Source organism: Bifidobacterium sp. ESL0827 (assembly GCF_052606685.1).
Window position 1 is genome coordinate 1,741,468 of record NZ_CP199597.1, and the last position, 22,371, is coordinate 1,763,838.

Sequence of the window (22,371 nt, forward strand, 5' to 3'; positions counted from 1 at the left end):
AAATCATTATGAATGAAAACATCAATATGGACAAAATCAGAGAACTCAAACGGCTCGCTGGTCGAATCAGACAGGAGACAATCAAGGAAATCTCGGCCTTTGGAACCGGCCACGTGGGTGGATCCCTGTCTATAGCCGACCTTCTTGCTGTCCTGTACGGACACGAGATGAACATCAAACCCGAGGATCCGCAGTGGGCCGACCGGGACTGGTTTGTCCTTTCCAAGGGCCACTCCGCACCAGCCTTGTACGCCACACTCGCTCTGCGCGGATACTTTCCCATGGATTGGCTGAATACCCTCAACCGCAACGGGACCAACCTTCCTAGCCATGCCGACAGACTCAAGGTTCCCGGAGTGGACGTAACCGCCGGATCCCTGGGTCAAGGATCCTCAGTAGCCGCGGGTGTTGCTTTGGGACTGAAGATGGATGGCCGAAACAACAAGGTTTATCTAGTCATAGGAGACGGCGAGAGTCAAGAGGGTCAGATATGGGAGATGGCCCTCTTTGCCGCCCAGCATCGCTTGGGCAATCTGATTGCCTTCATGGACTATAACGGTCTGCAACTGGACGGATACTGCCAGGACATCTGCTCCCTGGGAGATGCTGCAGCCAAGTTCAAGGCTTTTGGATGGCAGGTTGTTGACGTCTCTGATGGCAATGACGTCCCATCCATCCTTCAAGCCTTGGAAACAGTCGGCAGCAAGTCCGGAAAGGCCGACGGCCAGCCTTCTATGATCGTGCTTCACACCGTCAAGGGTCTGGGATGGTCGGAAATCGCTGGAAAACCGAAGAGCCATTCAATATCAATCAACGAGCAGGAGCGCGACCAGGCCTTGGCTGAAGTCCAAACAATGATTGATGCGGCCTAAGGCATGAGATCCACGCACACAAACCCAATTGCACAAGGATAGGTAAAGAGGAAACAGGAATGATAGAGCGTACTTTGGAAAACGAGAGACAGGAAATGCGGCAGGCCTTCTGCCAATGCCTCCTTGACCTGGCGGCCGACGACGAACGCCTGATCCTTCTGGATGCTGATTTGATGAGCGCCATAGGCACCAAGCCTTTTCAGGAAGCCCACCCAGAACGGACGGTGGACTGCGGCATTCAGGAAGCCAATATGATCGGCACTGCGGTAGGGCTCTCCATGACCGGCAAAATACCCTTCGCGCATACCTTCGCTCCGTTCATGAGCCGAAGAGCGATGGACCAGATCTTCATTTCCGGCGGCTACAGCAAGGCCAATGTCAAGCTCGTTGGCTCCGACCCGGGAATCACGGCCATGACCAACGGGGGCACCCACATGTCCTTCGAGGATATGGGGATCATGAGGAACGTCCCTTCAATGACCGTTCTGGAAGCCACCGATATCACCATGCTTAAATGGATGATGAGTTGGCTGGCCCAAAACTACGGCATGCAATATATGCGGCTGGTGCGCAAGCCGTGCGTCAAGGTCTATCAGGAAGGAACTCATTTCCAAATAGGAAAAGCCGTACAGGTCATAAATCAGTCCGGTGCAGAGGCGACTATCATCGCCAGCGGCATCTGTGTGGCTGAATCTATTAAGGCTGCGCGCACTCTTGACGATGAAGGCATACCGGTCCGCGTCCTTGACATGTTCACATGGAAGCCGCTGGACAATCAGGCTGTAGCCGATGCAGCCCGACAAACCGGAGCCATCGTGACCGCTGAGAACCATAATGTCAATACAGGCCTAGGTGCTGCCGTCAGCGAAGCAGCGGCAGGCAGCTGCCCAGTTCCTATCGAATTCATCGGAGTTCACGACCGATTCGGCCAGGTCGGCGACCAGAACTATCTGGCTCAGGAATATGGATTGACGGCAAAGGATATAGTCCGAGCCGTAAGGAAAGTCGTCGACAGAAAACACCAATATCTTCAACGCTGACATTGATACGTCGCCAGACCACAGAACAGGGGGCAGCGTGTCGGCAATCCGACACGCTGCCCCCTGTTGGCCTGTGACTTAGCGTGAACCGTTGCGTGCAAATCTGAACCGAGGTGCGCGCATGTTCACCTGCTCGGTTCTACTTCTGAGCCAGCATGGACTGGTTGATGGCCGCCAGGAAGTCCCGGTTGGTGGCGGTCTTCTTCAGCCTGGGCACCAGTGTCTGATAAGCCTGCTCGGTCTCCATGCCGCCCAGGAGGCGACGAAGACGATAGACCACAGCCAGCTCCTCAGGCGCGGTGATCAGCTCCTCGCGCCGGGTGCCGGAGGCGTTGATGTCGATGGCGGGGAACATACGCTTGTCGGCCAGGTCCCTGGTCAATCTCAGCTCCATGTTGCCAGTGCCCTTGAACTCCTCGAAAATGACCTCATCCATCTTGGACCCGGTCTCCACCAAGGCCGATGAGATGATGGTAAGAGAACCACCATTCTCAATGTTGCGGGCGGCGCCAAAGAAGCGCTTAGGCGGATAAAGGGCCTGCGCGTCCACGCCGCCGGAGAGGATGCGTCCGGATGCGGGAGCCGAGATATTGTAGGCGCGAGCCAGACGGGTCATGGAATCCAGAAGGACCACCACATCCTGCCCCAGCTCCACCAGACGCTTGGCCCGTTCGATGGCCAGCTCAGCCACAGTGGTGTGATCGCTGGCAGGGCGGTCGAAGGTGGAGGAGATGACCTCACCCTGAACCGTGCGCTCCATGTCAGTGACCTCCTCGGGCCGCTCGTCCACCAGGACCACCATCAGGTGCACCTCGGGGTTGTTGGCGGTGATGGAGTTGGCGATGGACTGCAGGGTCAGGGTCTTGCCGGCCTTGGGCGGCGAAACGATCAAACCGCGCTGACCCTTGCCGATGGGAGCGACGATGTCGATCAGACGACCGGTGATGTTCTTGGGCTGGGTCTCCATCCGCATGCGCTCCTGCGGGTAGAGGGGGGTCAGCTTGTTGAAGTGAGGGCGCCCTGCAGCGTCCTCCACGCTCATGCCGTTGATGGTGTCAATGGCCTGAAGAGGAACGAATTTCTGCCGCTGATTGCGATGCTCGCCCTCGCGGGGGGGACGGATGGAGCCATGCACGGCATCGCCCTTGCGCAGGCCATACTTCTTGACCTGGCCCATGGAGATGTAGACATCGTTAGGGCCGGGCAGGTAGCCGGAGGTGCGCACGAAAGCATAGGAGTCCAGCACATCCACAATGCCTGCCACGGGGACCAGATCCTCGGGCTTGAAGTTCTCCCTGGGCTCATAGTCACGATCCCGGCCGCTGCTGCGATGGTTGTTGCGGTTGCGTCGGTCGTTGCGATCGTTGCGGTCATTGCGGTCGCTTCGGTTTCGGCGATCATAGCCGTTGTGACGGTAGTCGCGCCCCTCCTCGCCGCGATCCTCATAGCTGCGCCGACGAGGTCGGTCATTCCGCGAAGGCAGTGCTGCCAGAATGTCGTCCAAATTCCGCACTGAACCTGAGCCGGAACCTTCGCGCTCCTCACCATGCTCACGCTCGCTCCGGCCGCGGTTGGTGTGGGAGCCTCGGGATGAATCCGTGCTGCGGTGACGGCGACGGGATATGACCACGTTCTCCTCGTCGGCCACGGTATGGGGGAAGCGGCTCCGGCGCTCGCTATGGCCGCTCTTATGATCGTCAATGCCCAAAACATCGAAGAGGTCTCCGACAGGACGATCGTCCTTGGATTCCTTGGTATCCGTGGTCTCCGGTCCGCCTTCCGCGGAGGACTTCGCCTCCTGCTTTGTCGGCTGCTGCTGTTCGGGGGCCTGGCCCCCCTTGGCCACGGCGGCCGCAGCCTTGGGCTTGCCAACGGTTACTCCCTCAGGGGCCTTGCCGCCCGAGCGTGCCGCCTCGATCGTCTCGATCAGGACAGGCTTGCGCATGCCGGAAATACCGCGCAACCCCAGCTGCCTGGCCAATTCCTTGAGTTCGGGCAGCTTCATGGAATGAATATCTTGGCTTGTTGCCACTGTTGTAATGCCTTTCCTTCGCTATGCCTAATTAGGCTAGGCAAATAGCTTGAGAATAGTGCGGGGGTACCGCTCATGAAAATTCGATGACGACTCGGCTTATCGAACTTCCATAAGCCTACAACGACTGCCCGACCGGTGCAAGGAACAGCCTGCGTGTCCAAATATTCATGGGTAAACCTCTAGACTGGGCATATGAATGATCGATCATCTCTGCGTGAGCAACGGCGGAGCGAATTCGTAACCACCGCCATGCGGGTCTTCGACCGGAAAGGTGCTGCAAACACCTCCCTGCGCGACGTAATCCACGCCATGAACCACGGCAAGGGCGTGGGCATGAGCGTTTTCTATTACTACTTCAAATCCAAGGACGATCTGATAGATGCCTGCGTGCGCACTTATCTGGCCTCCTACGTGGATCATGTGGTCGACATTCTGCAGGATTCTGACCTGAACGTTCAAGAGGCGCTGGACGACATCTGCCCGCATCTGATAAGGGCCATCTGGAAGATGGACGTCATCTTCGCGGACAAGGCCAACTGGTACAGCTACCTGAGCACCAACAGCAATGTGATGGAGGGCTTCGTCAGACAGATTATCGACCCTCTGACCAAGGCGCTAGACCGCTGGCTGGATCGGGGCGACCTGCCGCAGACTCCGCTGATCCAAACGGCCGGCACCCGTACTGTGGCCTGGCTGATGGCTGACGGGCTCTCGTCCATCGTCAGCAACGGCAGAGAAGCCGCCGGCCACCCGCAGATCAGAGAGGTGGTCCGCCAACGGGTACGCGAAAGTGTGGCCTTCTTCTCACAGCTGCTGGGCCTGCCCCTGAAGGCGCCGGCCATCGCCCTGTCGTGATGGCAAAGCCCCCGAACTTACGATCGGAGGCTTAAAACGAAACGAAAGCCGAGGTTTGTCTACTTCTCCTCGTGATAAGACTTCTCGGTATTGACGTTCCAGACGTTGGTCTTGTCGGCACGCCCCGATTTGATGTTGGCCACGGCTTCCATGGATGTGGCCATGGAGTGATCCTGGTTGTTGTAGTGATGCTGCCCGTTGCGGCCCACGCAGTAGAGGTTGCCGAAGGAGTCCAGCCATTTGACCAGCTCGGGCATTTGGGCATAGGTGTCGAAGTAGGCCGGGTAGGCCTTGACCACCCGCTCCCGGTGCGAGTCCAGCACGTCGGCAGGTCCGTTGATGATGCCCATCCGGGTCAGCTCCTTGATGGCGAAGTCAGTGGTCTGCTGATCGCTCATGCTCCAGAAGTCATCACCCTCCTTGCAGAAGTACTCCAGGCCGATCCAAACAGTTCCGTCCACGTTCTTGACCATGTAGGGGCTCCAGTTGTTGAAAATCTGGATGCGGCCCATCTTGTATCCGGGATCCTGCACATAAATCCAGCAGTCGGGAACAATGGGCGGATCACCCAAGGTCTTGATAGAGGTGGTGTTGCGGATGCGCAGGTGGCGGACCAGCAGGCCAACGGTCACGAAATCGCGATAGGGCAGCCCCTGAGCCACCCTGACCATTTCCTTATCGGTGGACGGCTCCTCGTGGGCGATGGCCTCCACCAGGTCCTTGATGGGCATGGAGGAGATGATCTGGTCGGCTTGCAGAGTCACTTCTTTGCCATCAGCGTTGCGATAGATGACACCGGTCATGTGGCCGTCATGCTGAGTCAGTCCGATTACGCGGGCATCGGTGATCACGTGGACCCCGTGCTCCACATTGCGACGCTCCACGGTCTCCCAGAGCTGGCCCGGACCCAGCTTGGGGTACCAGAACTCCTCGATCAGGCTGGTTTCGACCTGATGAGCATCGCGCTTCTTGGGCAGCAGCTTCTGGAAGGCGTTCTTGAGCACGCCCATGATGCTGAGCCCCTTGACTCGCTGGGCGCCCCAGTCGGCGCTGATCTCGCGCGGGTGACGGCCCCAGAGCTTTTCGGTGTAGCCCTCGAAGAACATGGAGTAGAGCTTGCGGCCAAAGCGGTTGATATAGAAGTTCTCCAGGTTGTCCTCAGGCAGCTTGTGGACGACGGACTTCAGGTAGCTGAACCCGGCCTGCATGGTCAGCTTGAAGCCCATGGCCCTGAGGGTGTTGAGCGTCAAGGAGATGGGATAGTCGAAGAAGTGGTGATTCCAGTAAATCCTGGAGACGCGGTGACGCTTGAGCATGACCCGGTCGGTCTTCTCCGGATCAGGGCCGCCGGGTTCCAGGTCGTGGTGGCGGCCAAGTTTTTTATCGTCATAGGAGGGCGCGCCCTGCAGAGGCAGGACCTCCTTCCACCAGTCCATGATCCGGTCATCCTTGGAGAAGAACCGATGGCCGCCAATGTCCATGCGATTGCCGTTATGCCGGACCGTGCGGGAGATGCCGCCAAAGGCATCAGTGGCCTCAAGAACAGTAACGTCATAGCGCTCGTCGCCGCCGTCCTTGACCAGTTCCCATGCCGCTGTCAAGCCGGCGGGCCCTCCGCCGATGACGATCACGGACTGCTTGCGCTCCATGCCAACCTCCTGAAAACCGTATGAAATCATCACTACTGTACCTGGCTCGTCCCAGGCCAGAGGCTGCCGAGGGACTTCCCACACGAATTCCCGCCATTGCGTGGAACAAACGTGATGATGCTCGCCCCTGAACGATGTTTAGCCCAACGCATCGGGTATGTCGATATCCGTCTTCTGCACTTCCTCCACATTGACATCTTTAAAGGTGACGATGCGGACGTTCTTGACGAACCGGCTGGACCGGTAGACATCCCAGACCCAGGCATCGGTCAGCCGGACGTCGAAGTAGACATCTTGCCCAGCGGACCGAACGTTGAAATCCACCTTGTTGGCCAGGTAAAATCGCCGCTCGGTCTCGACCACATAGGTGAACAGCTTGATCACGTCCCGGTACTCGCGATACAGGGCCAGTTCAGCGTTGGTCTCGTAGTTGTCGAGATCCTCAGCACTCATCGACTACCTCCATTCGCGCGATCACGGCCATGGCCAAGCGTACGCCACCAGGCACGCTTGGAACGCTTGGCCTCAGTCGACCCATAGGCCCAATCAGATGCCGTATGCTCCTCGCCAGACTGCTCGGCAACAGATTCTTCGGAATCAGGCTTCTCCCCCGCAGCCGCTGCGTCCGTCTGACCAGAGTCTGCCTTCTCATCATTCCTGCTGTCAGATCCTGCATGGTCTTCAGCAGGTTTGTCCGAATGCGGACCACCTGATGCAGACGAATCCTGAGATGCCGAGGTGGATTCCTCAGGCTCGGACCCGCTTATGCCGCCATTCTCATCCGCGGCGTATCCGTGTACAACAAGGGCTTCAGCCACACCGGGGTTTTCGCGGATGACATGCATGCCGAAAGCATTCAAAGAACGAATGGGATCATATTCGTCGACAAGTGCGTCCATGACGATCTGATCCTGATACTTGCCGTTCTCGGCATCCCAGAGCGCATCTCGGGAGGTGCCCGAGATCATGAATCCCAGGGACTGGTAGACAGAGATCGAGCGAGTGTTTTTCTCTGGCACAGCCACCCAGATCCGGTGCAGGCCCAGACCCGTAGGAGCAGCCGCGTACCCGTAGGTCATGATTCTGGGCATGGCATCCCGGGAGTAGCCGCGCCCGCGGAAGTGCCTACCCAAGACCACCTGAATCCTGGCTGAGCGAGACCAGCCGTCCACGTCGATTAGAAAGATCATGCCGATGACCCCCTTGGTGGCATCGGCATCGGGCGAACCATCCTGGTCGGTATCCGCATCAGTTACCATGGCCCAAGCCAGGGTGCGGCGGGACTCGGGATCACCCACACCCGAATCACGGGCAGCCAGACCCTTGGACCAAGCCACCGACCGACGCACCCAGGCATTGACCACGGCTCGTTCGGCACTAGGCCCCTTACCGGTGATGCCGGTGGAATTGTAAAAGGCCTCCAGCTGGTCCATTGCTGTCAGATCGGCGATGACCGCCGGACGCAGGTGCAACATCTCGCCCCGGATGTAGGGGATTTCGATCCGGTCGGGCAGCTGTCTGCTCGCCATGTCGTCAGATCCTTCAGTTTGCGTTTGCGGTCGGTCTTTGCCCCTGCCGCTCATAGACATCACGTCACCTCCATGATCGCCACCCTGCGATGGCAATCAATTGTAATCCCTCGCCCCTGGGAAAACCATGAGAGGCTGGGCAGGTCCGCCGGTCCGAATCCGATGGAACCAGGTCGGCGGACCGGGCGTGGTCAAGACTTAGCGATGCGCTCCATGACGATCTTGCTGACTGCCTTGGCATCGGCCTGACCCTTGGTGGCCCTCATGACCGCTCCGATAATAGCGCCCATGGGCTTCATATTGCCGCCTTTCAGCTTGGCCACGATGTCCGGGTTATCCTTGAGGGCCTGATCGACGGCTGCATCCAAGGCTCCGTCGTCCGAAACCACCTGATAGCCGTGCTTCTTAACAACCTCGCTGGGCTTGCCCTCGCCTGCCAACACGCCAGAGACGGTCTGCTTGGCCAGCTTGTCATTGAGTTTGCCGTCAGCGATCAACTGTTCCACATCGGCGACATCCTGGGCCGAAATGGGCAGCTCCTGCAGGCTGACCCCACGGGCGTTGGCTTCGCGGGAGATCTCGCCCAGCCACCACTTACGGGCTCCGGCAGCCGTAGCGCCGGCCTTGACCGTATCCTCGATCAGGTCCACAGCATCGGCGTTGACCGCATCCTGCATTTGCCTATCGGTGAAATCCCACTCCTTCTTGAGACGAGCGCGGCGTTCGCGCGGCATCTCTGGCATCTGAGCCTTGAGCTCCTCGATATGATCCTCGGTCACATGGACCATGACCAGGTCGGGATCGGGGAAGTACCGGTAATCGTTGGCATCAGTCTTGACACGGCCGCCCGCCGTGGTCTGTGTGGACTCATCCCAGTGTCGGGTCTCCTGCAGCACCTCGCCGCCGGACTCCAGCAGGGCTGCCTGACGGCGGATCTCGTAGGTCAGCGTCTTCTCGATGCCCTTGAAGGTGTTGACATTCTTAGTCTCCGACCGGGTTCCCAAAGGGGCATCCGGCCCGGCGTGCAGGGAGACGTTGACGTCGGCGCGCATGTTGCCCTGCTCCATCCGGGCGTGGGAGATGCCCAGGGCCCGGACGATGTCTCGGATGGCCCGGACGTAGGCCCCGGCCACCTCGGGGGTACGCGCCCCGGCGCCCTCGATAGGCTTAGTCACGATCTCGACCAGGGGGACACCCGCACGGTTGTAGTCCACCAGTGAGTGATCGGCGCCCTCAATGCGGCCGTCGGCCCCGCCTACGTGGGTATTCTTGCCAGCATCGTCCTCCACATGGGCACGCTCGATGGGCACGCGGAAGATGCTGCCGTCGTCCAGCTCAACGTCCAGGTAGCCCTCACCGTTCAAGGGTTTGTCATACTGGGAGATCTGATAGTCGCGGGGCATGTCCGGATAGAAGTAGTTCTTCCTGGCGAACTGGCTCCACTCGCTGACCTTGCAGTGCAGGGCCAGGCCCAGCTTGACCGCATAGTCGATGGCGGTCTTGTTGACCACAGGCAGGCTGCCGGGCAGGCCCAGGGAGACCGGGGTCAGCTGGGTGTTGGGCTCGCCGCCGAACTCGATATGGGCCGGGCAGAAGAGCTTGGTGTTGGTGCAGAGCTCGACATGGACCTCCAGGCCGAACACCGGGTCGTACTTGGCCACGGCATCGGCGTACTTCATCAGTTTTTCAGCCATTGTGATTCCGTTTTCCTTCCGATGCCTACTTGTTCGATCCCTGGGCCAGGCCATCCAGCCAGGGGGTGGACAACTTCCGGGAGATGGGCCCGCCCCACTGCTCCTCCAGGGCGGCCTCAAGAGCGGCGGCAGGCCGGTACATGACCTCGTCGCGCATCTGAGGGGCGAAGAACTGGAAACCGACAGGCAACCCGTCGTCGCTAAGCCCGGCGGGAATCGACATGGCTGGGGTACCAGCCAGGTTGGCTGGAATGGTAGCCACGTCGTTCAGGTACATGGCCAGCGGATCGTCCATCTTCTCCCCGAAACGGAAGGCCGTGGTCGGCGAAGTGGGCGATACCAGGACATCGGCCTGCTCGAAGGCCTTCTCAAAGTCGCGGATGACCAGGGTGCGGACCTTCTGAGCGGAGCCGTACCAGGCATCGTAGTAGCCGGCGGACAGGGCGTAAATACCCAGGATGATCCTGCGCTTGACCTCGTCGCCGAATCCGGCCTCGCGTGTGGCGGCCATCATGTTGGCTGCCGTCTGGGGGACGCCATTGGGAGGCATGACCCGCAGGCCGTAGCGCATGCCGTCGTAACGGGCCAGGTTGGAGGAGACCTCAGAGGGCATGATGATGTAGTAAGCAGCCAGCGCGTAGGGGAAGTGCGGGCAGGAGACCTGAACAACCTCGGCACCCATGGATTCCAGCAGCGAGACAGCCTCGTTGAAACGTGCTTCGACGCCGGGCTGGTAGCCCTCGCCGCCCAACTCCTTGACCAGACCCACCTTGAGTCCCTTCAGATCGCGCTTCTGGCCCTGACGGGCGGCCTGTGCCAGAGGGGGAACCGGCTTGGGAATGGATGTGGAGTCTCGGCGGTCATAGCCGCCAATGACCTCCTGCAGCAGGGCCGCGTCCAGCACTGACCTGGAGACCGGACCAATCTGATCCAGGGAGGAGGCCATGGCTATGGCCCCGAACCTGGAAACACCGCCATAGGTTGGTTTGACGCCCACGGTGCCGGTCAAGGATCCGGGTTGCCGAATGGACCCACCAGTGTCAGTGCCCAGGGCCAGCGGAGCCTCAAAGGCGCCGACAGCCGAGGCCGAACCGCCGCCTGAACCGCCCGGGACCCGCTCGGTATCCCAGGGGTTGTGTGTGGGTTTGAAGGCCGAGTGCTCAGTGGAAGACCCCTGAGCGAACTCATCCAGGTTGGTCTTGCCCAGAATGGGCATGCCTGCGGCTTTGAGCTTCTTGATGACGGTGGCATCGTAAGGCGGCACCCAGCCCTCGAGGATCTTGGAGGCAGCCGTGGTGGGAATGCCCTTGGTGACGATCATGTCCTTGATGGCAATGGGAACGCCGGCAAGTTCCGGCAGCCCTTCGGCGCCTTCATGGGCCAGGCGCTTATCGAAAGCGTCAGCCTGCTCCAGGGCCTGATCGGCGCTAACCTGCAGAAATGCATCAATGCTGGGCTCGGCAGCTTCGATCACATCCAGATGAGCCTGAACCAGCTCGCGGCTGGAGACCTGCCCCGACCGCAGCTGTGCGGCCATGTCGGAAGCGGATTGCTTGACCAATTCTTCCTGTGCGCTCATCGTCTCACTCCTCACCCAGAATGCGCGGGGCCACGAACATACCAGACTCAGTGACCGGCGCACCTGAAAGGGCAGCCTCCTGGGTCAGCGGCTCTTCAGCCTCATCGGGACGCAGGTAGGCCTCCAGGGGAATGGGATTGGCAGTGGGGGGCACATCATCGCCAGCCACCTCCTGAACCTTGGTGATGGAATCGGCGATCACGTTGAGTTCGCCCTTGAGGCGGTCAGCCTCCTGATCGGTCAAAGCAATACGGGCCAGATCGCCCAAGTGCTTGATCTCTTCACGTGTAAAAGTTGGCATACCACTTATCATATGGGTGCTCTATGACACGCAGAAGACAGGGTCAACCGATGTCTGCGCGCCGAAAGACCAGGGTTCCCAAAGCACAGCATAGGGCTGTCCATACCATCATGATCAGGCCGGCCTGCCACCAGGTGGGCCACCATCCGCGACCTGCCTCTGGTGCCCGGCCCAAGTTCGAGAGGAAGGTACCTAGCAGACTGGTTGGAGTCAGCCTGAAGGGAATCTGCAGCCATCCAGCATGAGGGATCAAACTCCGCAGGAAGCCCAGAATCAATGGCAGGATCAAGGTCAGTCCAAGAAACAGGCCAATCCCGCCTGCCTTGGATCGGCTCAAGGCTCCCAGCCCCAGGCCCATCAAAGCGAAAAGGACCAGCATGAGCGGGCCACCCAGCAGATCAATCAGGGCCAGCCCGGACTTGGAGGCGGGCAAGATGCCGGATCTGACTGATAGAAGCGGGGTCGCCAGTATCCAGCTGAGCAGCAAGCCCACCTGTGCCGCCAACCAAGTCAGCAAGGCCAGAACAAAGCCCTTGGCCATAAGGACCATGCCCCGACGAGGATTGGCAGTCAGTGTGCTCTCAATGGTGGCGCCGGAAAACTCACGCGTAAGGACCAGAACCCCAAGAATGCCCGCCACGATCATGGCCGGAAACAGGCCAGCTGCGACGGCCGACCAGAAAACGTCACTAGAGGCAGGCAGGAGGTTGGTCAAGAAGTGATTGGTCTGTTGCCCATGGCCAACCAAAACCCGGAGTGCACAAGCTATCAGGCCAGTGCTCAAAGGCTGCAAGAGCATGACGCTCAGCAGCAGGACCCAGGTCGATCGCAGGGAGAACATCTTGCGCAGCTCCCCTCGGACCGCTCCGGAAAGGGTCAACTGACCTGATGGACGACGCAAACCCAGGAAGGACAACCCCGAGGTCCGACGCAGCCGGGTAAAGGCAGAGCCATGCCGTGGAGTTCCGTAATTAGGTCCTGTGGGTACCTCTCCCCGACTCCGACGGGCCCGACTACCGTTGTCGGCACTCATGGTCGTGCCTCTGAATCACTTTTCCGTGCATCCCCTCTTCCGTGGATGATGTCCTTGTAGGCCTGTTCCAGGGAAACCTCCTCCTGCTGGAAGTCGTAGAGAACCACACCCTCCTGGGCCAGAATCGAGGCTGTGGAAGCCAAGGGCGCACCCTGAATGCGGAAGCGGGCGGCATCTGGCGGACAATTCTCGTCTGGCGGCAGACGAGTGATGCTGATTCCGGCAGCCGTGCCCAAGGCGGCCTTTAATTGGCTGGGCTGCGGCGTCACCGCATAGATGGAGTCACGGGAGTGCTCGCCAATGAACCGGGCCACGGTCGTTCTCTCCAGTATCCGTCCCTTGGCGATGATAACCAGATCATCAGCGATTTCAGCCAATTCGTTTATCTTGCGGAAGCTTAGGAGGACTGCCTTTCCCTGTGAGGCAAGGCTGCGCCAGATGTCCCTCACTCGCTCGACTTCCTCCGGATCTAGTCCTTCAAGGGGATCGTCCAGAACCATGTTGTGTGGGTCGCCCAGAAGGGCTGCGGCCAGGGACAGCCGCCGACTCATCCCTAAAGAAAAAGAACCCGTCGACCTATTGGCGACCGACTGCAGGCCGACCATCTCCAGTACCTGGTTCACCCGACGCTGATCGATGCCATTGACTGCGGCCAGGGCCAGCAGGTGGTCCTTGGCCTTGCATGCAGGATGGGCATTGCGTGGATTCAGTACTGCTCCCGCTGTCCGCATGGGCGATGAGAGCCGGACGAAAGGCTGGCCGTCGAACAGGGCTTTGCCTGCATCAGGACGAACCAGTCCTAGAGCGATGCGCAGTGTGGTCGACTTGCCAGCGCCTTTAGGCCCCACAAACCCGGTCACCCGACCGTCTCTGGCCGTAAAGGAAACACGGTCCAGTGCTTTGCGGGAGCCGAAGCGCTTGGTCAGTGAGTCAATGACAATCATGGACCCGCCACCTCCGCATGCTGGCAGATCCAGGAGTGCATGGCCACGGCAGCTGCAGCCCCCGCGTTAATGGAGCGCACCGATCCAAACTGGGAGATGTAGACCACATCGTCGGCCAACTCCAAGGCCTTCTCGGAGAGCCCCGACCCCTCGGCGCCGAACATGAGCAGGCAGTGACGAGGGAAGCTATAGGTCTCCATGGGAACGGCCCCAGGGACGTTGTCGATGGCGATCATGCGGGGCATAGACTCCCCCTGCCCGGCTGCCTCTTCTTGCAGGGTGGTCGCCATGGTTGCTATGTCGGGGTCGTGGACCACGTGCTGGTAGAGCTCGGTCATCAGGGAGCCCTTGCGGTTCCATTTGTGAGGACCGACTATATGGACGCGGCGGGCGGCAAAGGCGTTGGCGGTTCTGACCATGGAGCCGATATTGAAGTCGTGGGTCCAGTTCTCCGCAGCCACCTCAAAATCATGACGGCCCCGGCGATCCAAGTCGTCCCGAATAGCCTCGACCTTCCAGTAGCGGTACTGGTCCAGGACGTTGCGGCGGTCCCCCTGATCCAGCAGTTCACGGTCATAGCGCGGGTCTATCGGAAGGGGCTGCTCAGGATACTCTTCCTGCCAGGGACCAACCCCCACTTGCCGGAAGACCGGCTCATCTGAGGCCATGGCCGCTCGGGTCACTGGATCAGGCTCCCTCATGATCGCTCCGGCGAACTGTCGGCAGTGTCGGCGAACTGATCCTCCTGGTAGACGCAGATGAAGGGCAGCTGCTGCCGCGACCCGTCCACCGGATCGACCACCTGAATGCTGCCGTCTGTCCGGCCACCCACTAGCGAAGCGATAGCCAACGTCTTCGCGCCCTGGCGCTGGATGATCCCACAGTCAAGATTGAGCTCGTTATCCTTGCCTAAGGTAACCAGGGATGAAGTCTGCACATAGGATTTCCGGCCTAGCCAGGCATCCAGCAGGATGACCCGCCTGCCTTCGATGGATGGGCCCTTGATGGAGGGGTATACGAAGTCCATGACGAAGGCGTCCAGATCCTGCCCGCGCGAGGCTGCGGCATGAAGCATGGCATCAGCCAGTGGCACAGCAGCGGCGGTCAGGGCCCCGACCGCATCGAAGTCGTCGACTGAATAGCCTGCATCTTCCAAGGTGTCCAGAAGAACGTGCCCGGCAAGTTCGGCCCCGCGGTGGTGGAAGGTGACCCCGCTCAGCTCGGTGAAGGGACGCCCGCCGATCTCCTGGGCCAGGAGTTCGCGCAGCTGATCGACCGGCTCAGGCAGGTCCATGTCGGATTTGCGCCCGACCAGATCAGGCGACCCAGTAGGCCTGAAGGATGAACCCTCTTGTCTCTTCGATGCCTCGTTCATGCTTATCAGACTAGCGCCGGAGGCCCCTAAGCGGCACTCACTGCCCTTGGTCGGGCAAAACTTCCGGCGCGGTCAGCTCCCTGATATTGCCCTTGTCTGAATCGATCATGTCGACCGAATCGATGACCTTGGAAGGGTCCATCTGCTGCAATTTGCGGGCGGTAACCAGAACCCGCGATTCCAAAGAGGATGCGAACTTGTTGTAAGCGGTCACTGTGGCAGTGATGGAACGGCCCAGTTTGTTGGCCCGGTCGCCCAGGACCACAAAGCGGTCATAGAGCTCGTGTGTCAACGTAAATAGGGTGCGAGCGTCCTCGGACAGGTTCTGCTGCTGCCAGGCATAGGCCACCGACTTGAGCACAGCCCAGAGGGTCACCGGCGAGGTCAGAGCCACCTTTTGGGCAAAGGCATCATCCATCAGGGTGGGGTCCACCTCCAGAGCAGCCTGCAGAAGGGAGTCGTTGGGGATGAAGGCTACCACGAAGTCCGGGGCCGTTTCAAAGGCGTTCCAGTACTCCTTGTCGGCCAGGGCCTTGACGTGCTCGCGCAGGGCACGGGCATGCGCCTTGAGCAGCTCGTCCCGGCGGCGCAGCTCGTCATCCGAAGCTGTGTCGGGGATCTCGCAGGCCCGCTGGTAGTCGGAATAGGGTGCCTTGGCGTCAATGGGAATGGTCTTGCCGCCGGGCAGATGGACCACCATGTCTGGACGCAGAACGCGGCCATCCGAGGCAGTGACCACAATCTGAGTGTCGAAGTCCACATGCTCCAAGAGCCCAGCGGACTCGACGATATTCCTTAGCTGAGCCTCTCCCCAAGCGCCGCGCACCTTGTTGTTGCGCAGTGCCGAAGCCAAGGAACTGGTCTCCTTGTCCAGCCGCCCCTGCTGCTCACCCAGACTCTTCAGCTGCTGCCCCAGGGACCCCATCTCCTGCTTGCGACCCTCCTCGATCTGGGCCACCTTGTGCTGGAGGGCATCCAGATTTTTCTGCACGGGAGCCAGGGCCGAGAGCACTTTGCTCTCCTCCTCCATGCTCTGAGCCTGCCTGCGCCGCTTCTCCTCCTCCTGAGCCTGTGTACGGCGGCGCTCCTGCTCGATTCTGATTTGCTCGGCCTGCTGGGCCTGGGCCAGCTGGGACTTGACAAAGGAGAGCTCGCGGTTCAGACCGTCCACCTTGGTCCGCGCCTCCACCAGAGCCGCCTCGGATCCGTGAAGCCTGTCCTGAGCCTGGTCCAGCTGCGAACGCAGCTCATCCACCTGGCCGTCAGACCCCGTGCCGACGGACCTTCGACCGTGGGCACGACCCAGTGCATACCCGGCCAATCCTCCCAGGACCATACCGATCAGCAGGAGAAGCACAACCATGACCACCGATGACGTAGAATCGAACATATGTTCTAGTAAACCTCCAAGACTGGACGCGCAAGCCAGATTGGCAAGGCAGGTGGTCGGCGATAATTCGAGAATTCGTTTTTTCCGCAAGGAATCGGCCTTAAGACCGGTGCCGGGCCGCAACGACGGGCAGAATAGGAAATATTGAGGGGTTGGAGCAAGACCGAAGGAGATCCGTGGGTATCGATATCTTCCTGGCGATAGCCGATCTGGTCGTGGCCTGCGCGGTCACCTGGCTGATCATTTGGTACTTCCTTATGCCGTCGGCTCATGTCAGCGACCAAGATGCAGGCGCAGACTCCCCGGCCAACCACCCCTGGCGCGATCCCGAGGATTGGGGCAAATGGGGGGCCGATCTGGACTCCCGCAGCCACCGTCTGCTCAGGCCTACCATCATTAGCGCCCTGCTGACTGCACCCGTCCTGGCTCTTGATCTATTCGATCGTTTCGGCCCCGATCTGATTCCCTCCTGGCTGACCAGCCCTTGGGTCCAGGCTATTCTGATAACCCCAGTCATCTTCTATTGCGGTCGTGGAATACTCATGGACGGGTGGAAGTCCATGACCGAGCACCGTTGCAGCCCCGATCTTTTGGCCATGCTGGCCACAAGTCTGGCCTACCTGTACAGCCTGGCTACCTGCCTGGCCGGGTCCCTGCTACCGGAGGGCTCCCGATCCCCATACTTCGACCTGATCGGCGTAGTCATCACCCTCCTGTTGCTGGCCCGGGTCATAGGCACCAGAATGGAAGCCTCCCTGGTGGCCTCTTTGAACCATCTAACAGAAATCCGACCAGCCTCAGGCCTGGTGGCCGATCCAGAACATCCGCAGACAGTTCCCGCCCGGATCCTTGCACGTGACCGGATCCGCTCAGGAGATTTACTCCTGGTACGCACAGGAGAGCGCCCAGCCGCCGACGGGATTGTGGAGTCAGGATCGGCTCTGGTGGACGACAGCGAGCTGACCGGCGGCGACCGACCTCGGCCTTGCGGGCCCGGCGACCGGATCCTGGCCTCCAGCAAGATTCTGGAGGGTCGACTGTCCATCCGCGTGGATGCCGCCGGCGACAACACCTATGCAGCCAGGCTGGTGAAGATCATCCCCCAGGCCCTGGTCGAACGCTCCCCCGACATGCGTAGGATGGATCGCATCGTCAACATAGCCATCGCCCTGATCATGATCCTGGCTGTCTGGACCTTCATGCTCTGGCTCATGCTGGGACCGCAACCCCACCTGGCCCATGCTGTAGGCAATGCCGTCTGTGTGCTGACCATTACCTGTCCCGCCGTCGCAGCCATGACCATCCCCATGGCCTTCCGAACCAGCTTGGAGACGGGCCTGGCCCACGGTCTGCTTTTCACTTCGCCACGAGCCATGAACCACCTGGGCCGGGTGCGCACGCTGATTCTGGACGACTCCTCTCTGCTGGGTCCCGACGACTCGGAGAGCCAGGGTGTCCACGCGGAATCCCTGACTCGCACTGCCACCCATCTACGCGCCTTGCGAGTGAGCAGCCTGATCCTGGATGGAAGCCGCCAGCCGGACGACAGGATCGAGCGGGCAGCCCGTCAGGCGGGCGTGGATATGCTGATCACCCGGCTGACCCCCGAGCGCAAGCGCGAGTGCATGGATCGGCTCAATCACGACCTGACCCGGAGCAGCAGAGGCGTTTCAGCGGATCGGACTGGTCAAGACACCGCTTCCGCCGAGAAGCAGGGTCGAACCAGCCTGGTGGCTCTGGCAGCTGGGACCACGGCGGATCCCAAGCTGGCAGCCAGGGCTCAGGTGAGCATCACTTTGGGTCCAAAACTTCAGGCTGACACAGACGATGCCGCGGACGACATCGACCTGCCACATCCGGATCTGATCCTGCACCAAGGCGACCTGGACGGAACAGGCAGGGCCATCGAACTGAGCCGGGCCACCACCCGGGTCATCAGGCAGAACCTGACCTGGTCCACTGTCTACAACGTCATCGCTCTGGTCATTGCCACCGGAATCTGCCAACCCTTCTTGGGCTGGATGCTCAACCCCATGATTGCAGCAGTAACAGGGGCCTTATCCACCATCCTGGCCATGCTCAACGTCCGTCGTCTGCACCGGCTGCGGCACCTGCGCCGTCGCTGGCTGCACCTCGCCCTGATCGACACAGACCAGCTTCCTACTGTAGCGGCACGGCGCCCCCAAGTCATCGTCGACAGCCAGTGGGAGTCCATGCAAGAGGGCAAGGATCCGGCGGCCGCTATGGACTGAATCTACAGAGCACAGTACGTGGTACAAAAAGGGTCGGCACTCGGGGATTATCCCGGGTACCGACCTTAATTGATCTCAGCGAGACTGGGCCTGACCCTGATCGTCGCCACGAGCGGCATGACGGCCACGACCGCCATCGCCGGCATCAGCATCGGCATCGCCATCAGCCGTCACATCATTGACCGTGACTGAATCATCGACCAGATTCTCAGTGGGCCAAGCGGTCAGCTCCAGGTGGTCGCCGCCGGTCTGGTCCACCAGGACCGTGTCGCCGTCGTGAACCTTGCCAGCCAGCAGCATCCTGGCCAGCTGATCGCCCACCTCGGTCTGGACCAGCCGACGCAAGGGCCGAGCGCCGAAGGCCGGGTCATATCCCATGTTGGCCAGCCATTCCCTAGCGGAGTCGGTGACATCAAGGGTGATGCGCCGGTCGGTCAGCCGCTGGGCCACCTGCTTGACCTGGATGTCCACAATGGAACCCAGCTCGTCGCGGGTCAGCGGATGGAAGATAACCAGATCGTCCAGCCGGTTGATGAACTCGGGCTTGAAGTTGGCATGCACCGCGTCCATGACGGCCTTGCGCTTGCCCTCCTCGTCCAGGTCGTCCCGGACCAGGAACTGCGAGCCCAGGTTGGAGGTCATAATCAGAATGGTGTTCTTGAAGTCCACCGTCCTGCCCTGGCCATCGGTCAGCCGACCGTCATCCAGAACCTGCAGCAGCAGGTCGAAGACCTCAGGGTTGGCCTTCTCCACTTCGTCGAAGAGGACCACCGAGTAGGGCCGCCTACGGACGGCTTCGGTCAGCTGGCCACCCTCCTCATAGCCCACGTAGCCGGGAGCAGCGCCGATCAGCCGGGAGACCGAGGCCTTCTCCATGTACTCTGACATGTCGATGCGGACCATGGCCTTCTCGTCGTCGAAGAGGAAGTCAGCCAAAGCCTTGGCCAGCTCCGTTTTGCCCACGCCGGTGGGGCCCAGGAACATGAAGGATCCTGTAGGCCGATCGGGATCGGCGATGCCGGCACGCGAGCGCCGGACCGCGTCGGATACCGCATGGATGGCCTCCTGCTGGCCGACCACCCGCTTGCCCAGGTAGTCCTCCATATGCAGGAGCTTCTCGTTCTCGCCCTCCATGAGCCGTCCCACAGGGATGCCGGTCCAGTCCGAAACGATCTCCGCTACCGAATCCGCATCAACATGGTCAGGAACCATGGGCTCCTGGGCCGGTCCCCCGGCGATGTCAGCTCCATCGGGACCCGCGTCATTGGCGGCGTTCTTGGCCTGCTCGGCCGCGTTCTCCGCCTGGGCCAGCTGCTTACGAATGCCGGGGATCTCCCCGTAGAGGATGCGGGAAGCCTTCTCCAGGTCGCCTTCGCGGGTGGCCTTGTCAGCCTCGACCCGCTTGGCATCCAGCTGGGCACGCAGATCACCGACCTTGTTGTGGCCGGCCTTCTCGTTCTCCCAACGAGCCTTGAGGCCGCCCAGCTTCTCACGAGAGTCCGCCAGCTCGGCCTGCAGCTTGCTCAGACGGTCCTTGGAGGCTGGGTCATCGGCCTTCTTCAGCTGCATCTCCTCCATCTCCAGACGGGTGACGCGACGTTGAAGCTCGTCGATTTCCTCAGGCTGGGAATCCAGCTCCATCCTCAGGTGGGCAGCGGCCTCGTCAACCAGGTCGATGGCCTTGTCTGGCAGCTGACGACCCGAGATATACCGGTTGGACAACGTAGCTGCCGCCACCAGGGCATCATCCCCGATGGTCACCTTGTGGTGAGCCTCGTAACGCTGCTTGAGACCACGCAGGATGGCCACGGTATCCTCCACGGAGGGCTCGCCCACGAAGACCTGCTGGAAGCGGCGCTCCAGAGCCGGGTCCTTCTCGATGTTCTCACGGTACTCGTCCAGGGTGGTGGCGCCGATCAGGCGCAGTTCTCCCCTGGCCAGCATGGGCTTGAGCATGTTGCCTGCATCCATGGATCCCTCTGCGGCACCAGCACCGACAATGGTATGGATCTCATCAATGAAGGTGATGACCTGACCGTTGGCGCTCTTGATCTCGTTGAGAACAGCCTTGAGTCGTTCCTCGAATTCGCCACGGTACTTGCTGCCAGCCACCATGGAGCTCAGATCCAGGGAGATCAGCCTCTTGCCCTGCAGGGTGGTAGGCACGTCGCCGGCTACGATGCGTTCGGCCAGGCCTTCGACCACGGCTGTCTTACCCACGCCAGGCTCGCCGATAAGGACGGGGTTGTTCTTGGTCCGCCGGGACAGGATCTGCATGACACGACGAATCTCCTGATCCCTGCCGATGACTGGATCCAGTTTGCCCTCCTTGGCCTGGGCGGTCAGATCGGTGGAGTACTTTTCCAGCGCCTTGTAGGTGCCCTCAGCATCCGGGCTGGTTACCTTGGCTCCACCGCGCACCTGGGGCACCGCCTTGCGCAGGGTATCGGCCTGCAGACCGTTCCGGTTCAGAATATCGGCGGCCTGAGAAGGACCTTGGGCGATGGCGATAAGCAGATGCTCGGTAGAGACGTATTCGTCCCCCATGGCCTGCATCTCCTTCTCGGCCTGGGCCAGAGCCATGCTGAGCTGACGGCTGGCATCGGGCTGCGATGCCGTGGATCCGCTGGCTGAAGGAAGAGCCACCAAGGCCTGACGGACCTCGGCGCCGACTCGTTGACTGTCGCCACCAGCGGCTTGAATCAGTCCAGGCACCACGCCGGACTGCTGACGCAGCAGTGAATCCAACAGATGGAGCACATCCACCTGGGGGTTGCCGGCCGCCGAGGCCGACTGAATAGCATCGCCGATGGCCTGCTGAGCCATGGTGGTGAAGTTTTCGTTCATAGAGCATCCTCCAACATTCTTCGACAGAGCCAGCCGAATCACTCGGACCGACCCCGTCACGGGTTCATCTGTCTTCTACAACAGCGAAAGGAGGACACCTATTCCCAAACTTGAGCCTAAACGACTCAAGTTTTTATATCGCTTGTTTTCCCGCTATTCGCTACTCGTCGATGACTACATTGCGCAGGTAGCCGATCCCCTCAACATGAACCGTGGCCTCGTCTCGGTTTTTCAAGGAACCTGTGGCGTGCGGTGTGCCGGTCATGATGACATCGCCGGGCAGCAGGGTGGCGAAACTGGAGATGAAGGCGATCTGCTCAGGAATGGAGTGGATCAGGTTAGCGGTGGTGCCACTGGCCTCAGGCACCTCTTCCCCGTTGAGCTTGAAGGAAATCTTCGCATCCCGATAGTCCAGGTCGGTCTCGATCCAGGGCCCGAGGGGGCACGCGGTGTCAAAGCCCTTGCAACGGGTCCACATAGGATCGTTCTTCTGCAGGTCACGCAGGGTTACGTCATTGACACAGGTGTAGCCCAGCACATAGTCCATGGCCTCGTTGACGCTCACCTTCCGAGCCATCCTGCCTATGACGACGGCAACCTCCGGCTCGTAGTTCATGTCCTTGCTGTAAGAGGGCTTGACGATGGGATCGTCAGGGCCGATGACCGAGGTGGAGGGCTTCATGAAGAGCATGAGATTCTCTGGAGGCTCCGGATCCGAGGACTGGCCATGCTCGGCCATGTAGGCGGAATGGGCGCGGTAGTTCTTGGCTGCTCCGTAGATCTTGGAGGGGATGACCGGGGCCAGCAGCCGCACATCCTCGTCGTCCAATGGGTAACGCTGACCGGTGGGTTCGACCTGCTGGCCGGTCAGTGGGTAGCCGCTCAGCTCGACCAGGTAGTCCTTGCCGTCCTGCTTGTCAGTTTGGACGAAGGCGTATCGTGGGGTGTCCTTGTAGGAAAAACGCGCGATTCTCAT

18 protein-coding genes are annotated in these 22,371 nt (G+C 60.5%); 4 read left to right on the forward strand and 14 right to left on the reverse strand.

What is annotated here, in order from left to right; all coding sequences use genetic code 11:
* The first annotated feature begins 8 nt into the window (after positions 1 to 8).
* Together ACUIAI_RS07040 and ACUIAI_RS07045 are read left to right on the forward strand one after the other, a co-directional pair.
* Complete coding sequence (locus ACUIAI_RS07040) at positions 9 to 872, forward strand: transketolase (RefSeq protein ID WP_445341969.1); 864 nt, start codon at positions 9 to 11, stop codon at positions 870 to 872.
* A 59-nt stretch (positions 873 to 931) separates the two neighbouring features.
* Positions 932 to 1,912, forward strand: a complete 981-nt coding sequence (locus ACUIAI_RS07045) for a transketolase family protein (protein WP_445341970.1) — start codon at positions 932 to 934, stop codon at positions 1,910 to 1,912.
* A 139-nt stretch (positions 1,913 to 2,051) separates the two neighbouring features.
* Here the strand turns inward: ACUIAI_RS07045 and rho are convergent, their stop codons facing one another.
* Positions 2,052 to 3,917 carry a transcription termination factor Rho gene (rho, locus tag ACUIAI_RS07050; protein WP_445341971.1) on the reverse strand — a complete coding sequence of 622 codons (1,866 nt, stop codon included), beginning with the start codon at positions 3,915 to 3,917 and terminating at the stop codon, positions 2,052 to 2,054.
* A 222-nt stretch (positions 3,918 to 4,139) separates the two neighbouring features.
* Between rho and ACUIAI_RS07055 the strand changes: the two genes are divergently transcribed.
* Positions 4,140 to 4,802, forward strand: a complete 663-nt coding sequence (locus ACUIAI_RS07055; protein ID WP_445341972.1) for a TetR/AcrR family transcriptional regulator — start codon at positions 4,140 to 4,142, stop codon at positions 4,800 to 4,802.
* A gap of 59 nt (positions 4,803 to 4,861) precedes the next feature.
* On the opposite strand, the gene ACUIAI_RS07060 is transcribed toward ACUIAI_RS07055, so the two are convergent.
* The 11 genes from ACUIAI_RS07060 to rmuC all read right to left on the reverse strand — a co-directional run bounded on the left by ACUIAI_RS07060 (position 4,862) and on the right by rmuC (position 16,296).
* On the reverse strand, positions 4,862 to 6,451 hold the full coding sequence (locus ACUIAI_RS07060; RefSeq protein ID WP_110425855.1) for an NAD(P)/FAD-dependent oxidoreductase: 1,590 nt from the start codon (positions 6,449 to 6,451) through the stop codon (positions 4,862 to 4,864).
* 138 nt (positions 6,452 to 6,589) lie between these two features.
* The gene (locus tag ACUIAI_RS07065) at positions 6,590 to 6,904 is read right to left on the reverse strand and encodes a DUF2469 domain-containing protein (RefSeq protein ID WP_029678206.1); all 315 of its coding nucleotides are present in this window, start codon (positions 6,902 to 6,904) and stop codon (positions 6,590 to 6,592) included.
* Positions 6,901 to 7,980, reverse strand: a complete 1,080-nt coding sequence (locus ACUIAI_RS07070; protein WP_445341973.1) for a GNAT family N-acetyltransferase — start codon at positions 7,978 to 7,980, stop codon at positions 6,901 to 6,903. Before ACUIAI_RS07070 ends, ACUIAI_RS07065 begins: the two co-directional genes overlap by 4 nt.
* 191 nt (positions 7,981 to 8,171) lie before the next feature.
* The gene (gatB, locus tag ACUIAI_RS07075) at positions 8,172 to 9,674 is read right to left on the reverse strand and encodes an Asp-tRNA(Asn)/Glu-tRNA(Gln) amidotransferase subunit GatB (RefSeq protein ID WP_445341974.1); all 1,503 of its coding nucleotides are present in this window, start codon (positions 9,672 to 9,674) and stop codon (positions 8,172 to 8,174) included.
* A gap of 25 nt (positions 9,675 to 9,699) precedes the next feature.
* A complete protein-coding gene (gatA, locus tag ACUIAI_RS07080; protein WP_445341975.1) occupies positions 9,700 to 11,253 on the reverse strand; it encodes an Asp-tRNA(Asn)/Glu-tRNA(Gln) amidotransferase subunit GatA in 1,554 nt (517 codons plus the stop codon).
* 4 nt (positions 11,254 to 11,257) lie between these two features.
* Complete coding sequence (gatC, locus tag ACUIAI_RS07085; protein WP_015022515.1) at positions 11,258 to 11,554, reverse strand: Asp-tRNA(Asn)/Glu-tRNA(Gln) amidotransferase subunit GatC; 297 nt, start codon at positions 11,552 to 11,554, stop codon at positions 11,258 to 11,260.
* 43 nt (positions 11,555 to 11,597) lie between these two features.
* Entirely contained in the window at positions 11,598 to 12,587 is a 990-nt protein-coding gene (locus ACUIAI_RS07090) for an ABC transporter permease subunit (RefSeq protein WP_445341976.1), read from the reverse strand.
* Positions 12,584 to 13,531, reverse strand: coding sequence for an ATP-binding cassette domain-containing protein (locus tag ACUIAI_RS07095; RefSeq protein ID WP_445341977.1), 948 nt, complete (start codon positions 13,529 to 13,531; stop codon positions 12,584 to 12,586). The genes ACUIAI_RS07090 and ACUIAI_RS07095 overlap by 4 nt, the downstream gene beginning before the upstream one ends.
* Complete coding sequence (locus ACUIAI_RS07100; RefSeq protein ID WP_445341978.1) at positions 13,528 to 14,232, reverse strand: TrmH family RNA methyltransferase; 705 nt, start codon at positions 14,230 to 14,232, stop codon at positions 13,528 to 13,530. The genes ACUIAI_RS07095 and ACUIAI_RS07100 overlap by 4 nt, the downstream gene beginning before the upstream one ends.
* Positions 14,229 to 14,825: an orotate phosphoribosyltransferase gene (locus ACUIAI_RS07105; protein ID WP_445342841.1), complete on the reverse strand. Its 597-nt coding sequence runs from the start codon at positions 14,823 to 14,825 to the stop codon at positions 14,229 to 14,231. The genes ACUIAI_RS07100 and ACUIAI_RS07105 overlap by 4 nt, the downstream gene beginning before the upstream one ends.
* Positions 14,826 to 14,943: 118 nt before the next feature.
* Positions 14,944 to 16,296, reverse strand: coding sequence for a DNA recombination protein RmuC (gene rmuC, locus ACUIAI_RS07110; RefSeq protein WP_445341979.1), 1,353 nt, complete (start codon positions 16,294 to 16,296; stop codon positions 14,944 to 14,946).
* A 176-nt stretch (positions 16,297 to 16,472) separates the two neighbouring features.
* Between rmuC and ACUIAI_RS07115 the strand changes: the two genes are divergently transcribed.
* Complete coding sequence (locus ACUIAI_RS07115; RefSeq protein WP_445341980.1) at positions 16,473 to 18,548, forward strand: P-type ATPase; 2,076 nt, start codon at positions 16,473 to 16,475, stop codon at positions 18,546 to 18,548.
* 75 nt (positions 18,549 to 18,623) lie between these two features.
* On the opposite strand, the gene clpB is transcribed toward ACUIAI_RS07115, so the two are convergent.
* A complete protein-coding gene (gene clpB / locus ACUIAI_RS07120) occupies positions 18,624 to 21,395 on the reverse strand; it encodes an ATP-dependent chaperone ClpB (RefSeq protein ID WP_254477890.1) in 2,772 nt (923 codons plus the stop codon).
* Between the two features lie 160 nt (positions 21,396 to 21,555).
* Positions 21,556 to 22,371: a fumarylacetoacetate hydrolase family protein gene (locus ACUIAI_RS07125; protein ID WP_445341981.1), complete on the reverse strand. Its 816-nt coding sequence runs from the start codon at positions 22,369 to 22,371 to the stop codon at positions 21,556 to 21,558.

Excerpts from the sequence above, each read along its gene's own strand:
- ACUIAI_RS07090 (WP_445341976.1), bottom strand. The coding sequence starts at position 12,587 with ATGAGTGCCGACAACGGTAGTCGGGCCCGTCGGAGTCGGGGAGAGGTA.
- rmuC (WP_445341979.1), bottom strand. The coding sequence starts at position 16,296 with ATGTTCGATTCTACGTCATCGGTGGTCATGGTTGTGCTTCTCCTGCTG.
- ACUIAI_RS07055 (WP_445341972.1), top strand. The coding sequence starts at position 4,140 with ATGAATGATCGATCATCTCTGCGTGAGCAACGGCGGAGCGAATTCGTA.
- gatB (WP_445341974.1), bottom strand. The coding sequence starts at position 9,674 with ATGGCTGAAAAACTGATGAAGTACGCCGATGCCGTGGCCAAGTACGAC.
- ACUIAI_RS07045 (WP_445341970.1), top strand. The coding sequence starts at position 932 with ATGATAGAGCGTACTTTGGAAAACGAGAGACAGGAAATGCGGCAGGCC.
- ACUIAI_RS07125 (WP_445341981.1), bottom strand. The coding sequence starts at position 22,371 with ATGAGAATCGCGCGTTTTTCCTACAAGGACACCCCACGATACGCCTTC.
- ACUIAI_RS07070 (WP_445341973.1), bottom strand. The coding sequence starts at position 7,980 with ATGGCGAGCAGACAGCTGCCCGACCGGATCGAAATCCCCTACATCCGG.
- ACUIAI_RS07105 (WP_445342841.1), bottom strand. The coding sequence starts at position 14,825 with ATGGACCTGCCTGAGCCGGTCGATCAGCTGCGCGAACTCCTGGCCCAG.
- rho (WP_445341971.1), bottom strand. The coding sequence starts at position 3,917 with ATGAAGCTGCCCGAACTCAAGGAATTGGCCAGGCAGCTGGGGTTGCGC.
- clpB (WP_254477890.1), bottom strand. The coding sequence starts at position 21,395 with ATGAACGAAAACTTCACCACCATGGCTCAGCAGGCCATCGGCGATGCT.
- gatA (WP_445341975.1), bottom strand. The coding sequence starts at position 11,253 with ATGAGCGCACAGGAAGAATTGGTCAAGCAATCCGCTTCCGACATGGCC.
- ACUIAI_RS07060 (WP_110425855.1), bottom strand. The coding sequence starts at position 6,451 with ATGGAGCGCAAGCAGTCCGTGATCGTCATCGGCGGAGGGCCCGCCGGC.
- ACUIAI_RS07100 (WP_445341978.1), bottom strand. The coding sequence starts at position 14,232 with ATGAGGGAGCCTGATCCAGTGACCCGAGCGGCCATGGCCTCAGATGAG.
- ACUIAI_RS07095 (WP_445341977.1), bottom strand. The coding sequence starts at position 13,531 with ATGATTGTCATTGACTCACTGACCAAGCGCTTCGGCTCCCGCAAAGCA.
- ACUIAI_RS07040 (WP_445341969.1), top strand. The coding sequence starts at position 9 with ATGAATGAAAACATCAATATGGACAAAATCAGAGAACTCAAACGGCTC.
- ACUIAI_RS07065 (WP_029678206.1), bottom strand. The coding sequence starts at position 6,904 with ATGAGTGCTGAGGATCTCGACAACTACGAGACCAACGCTGAACTGGCC.
- gatC (WP_015022515.1), bottom strand. The coding sequence starts at position 11,554 with ATGCCAACTTTTACACGTGAAGAGATCAAGCACTTGGGCGATCTGGCC.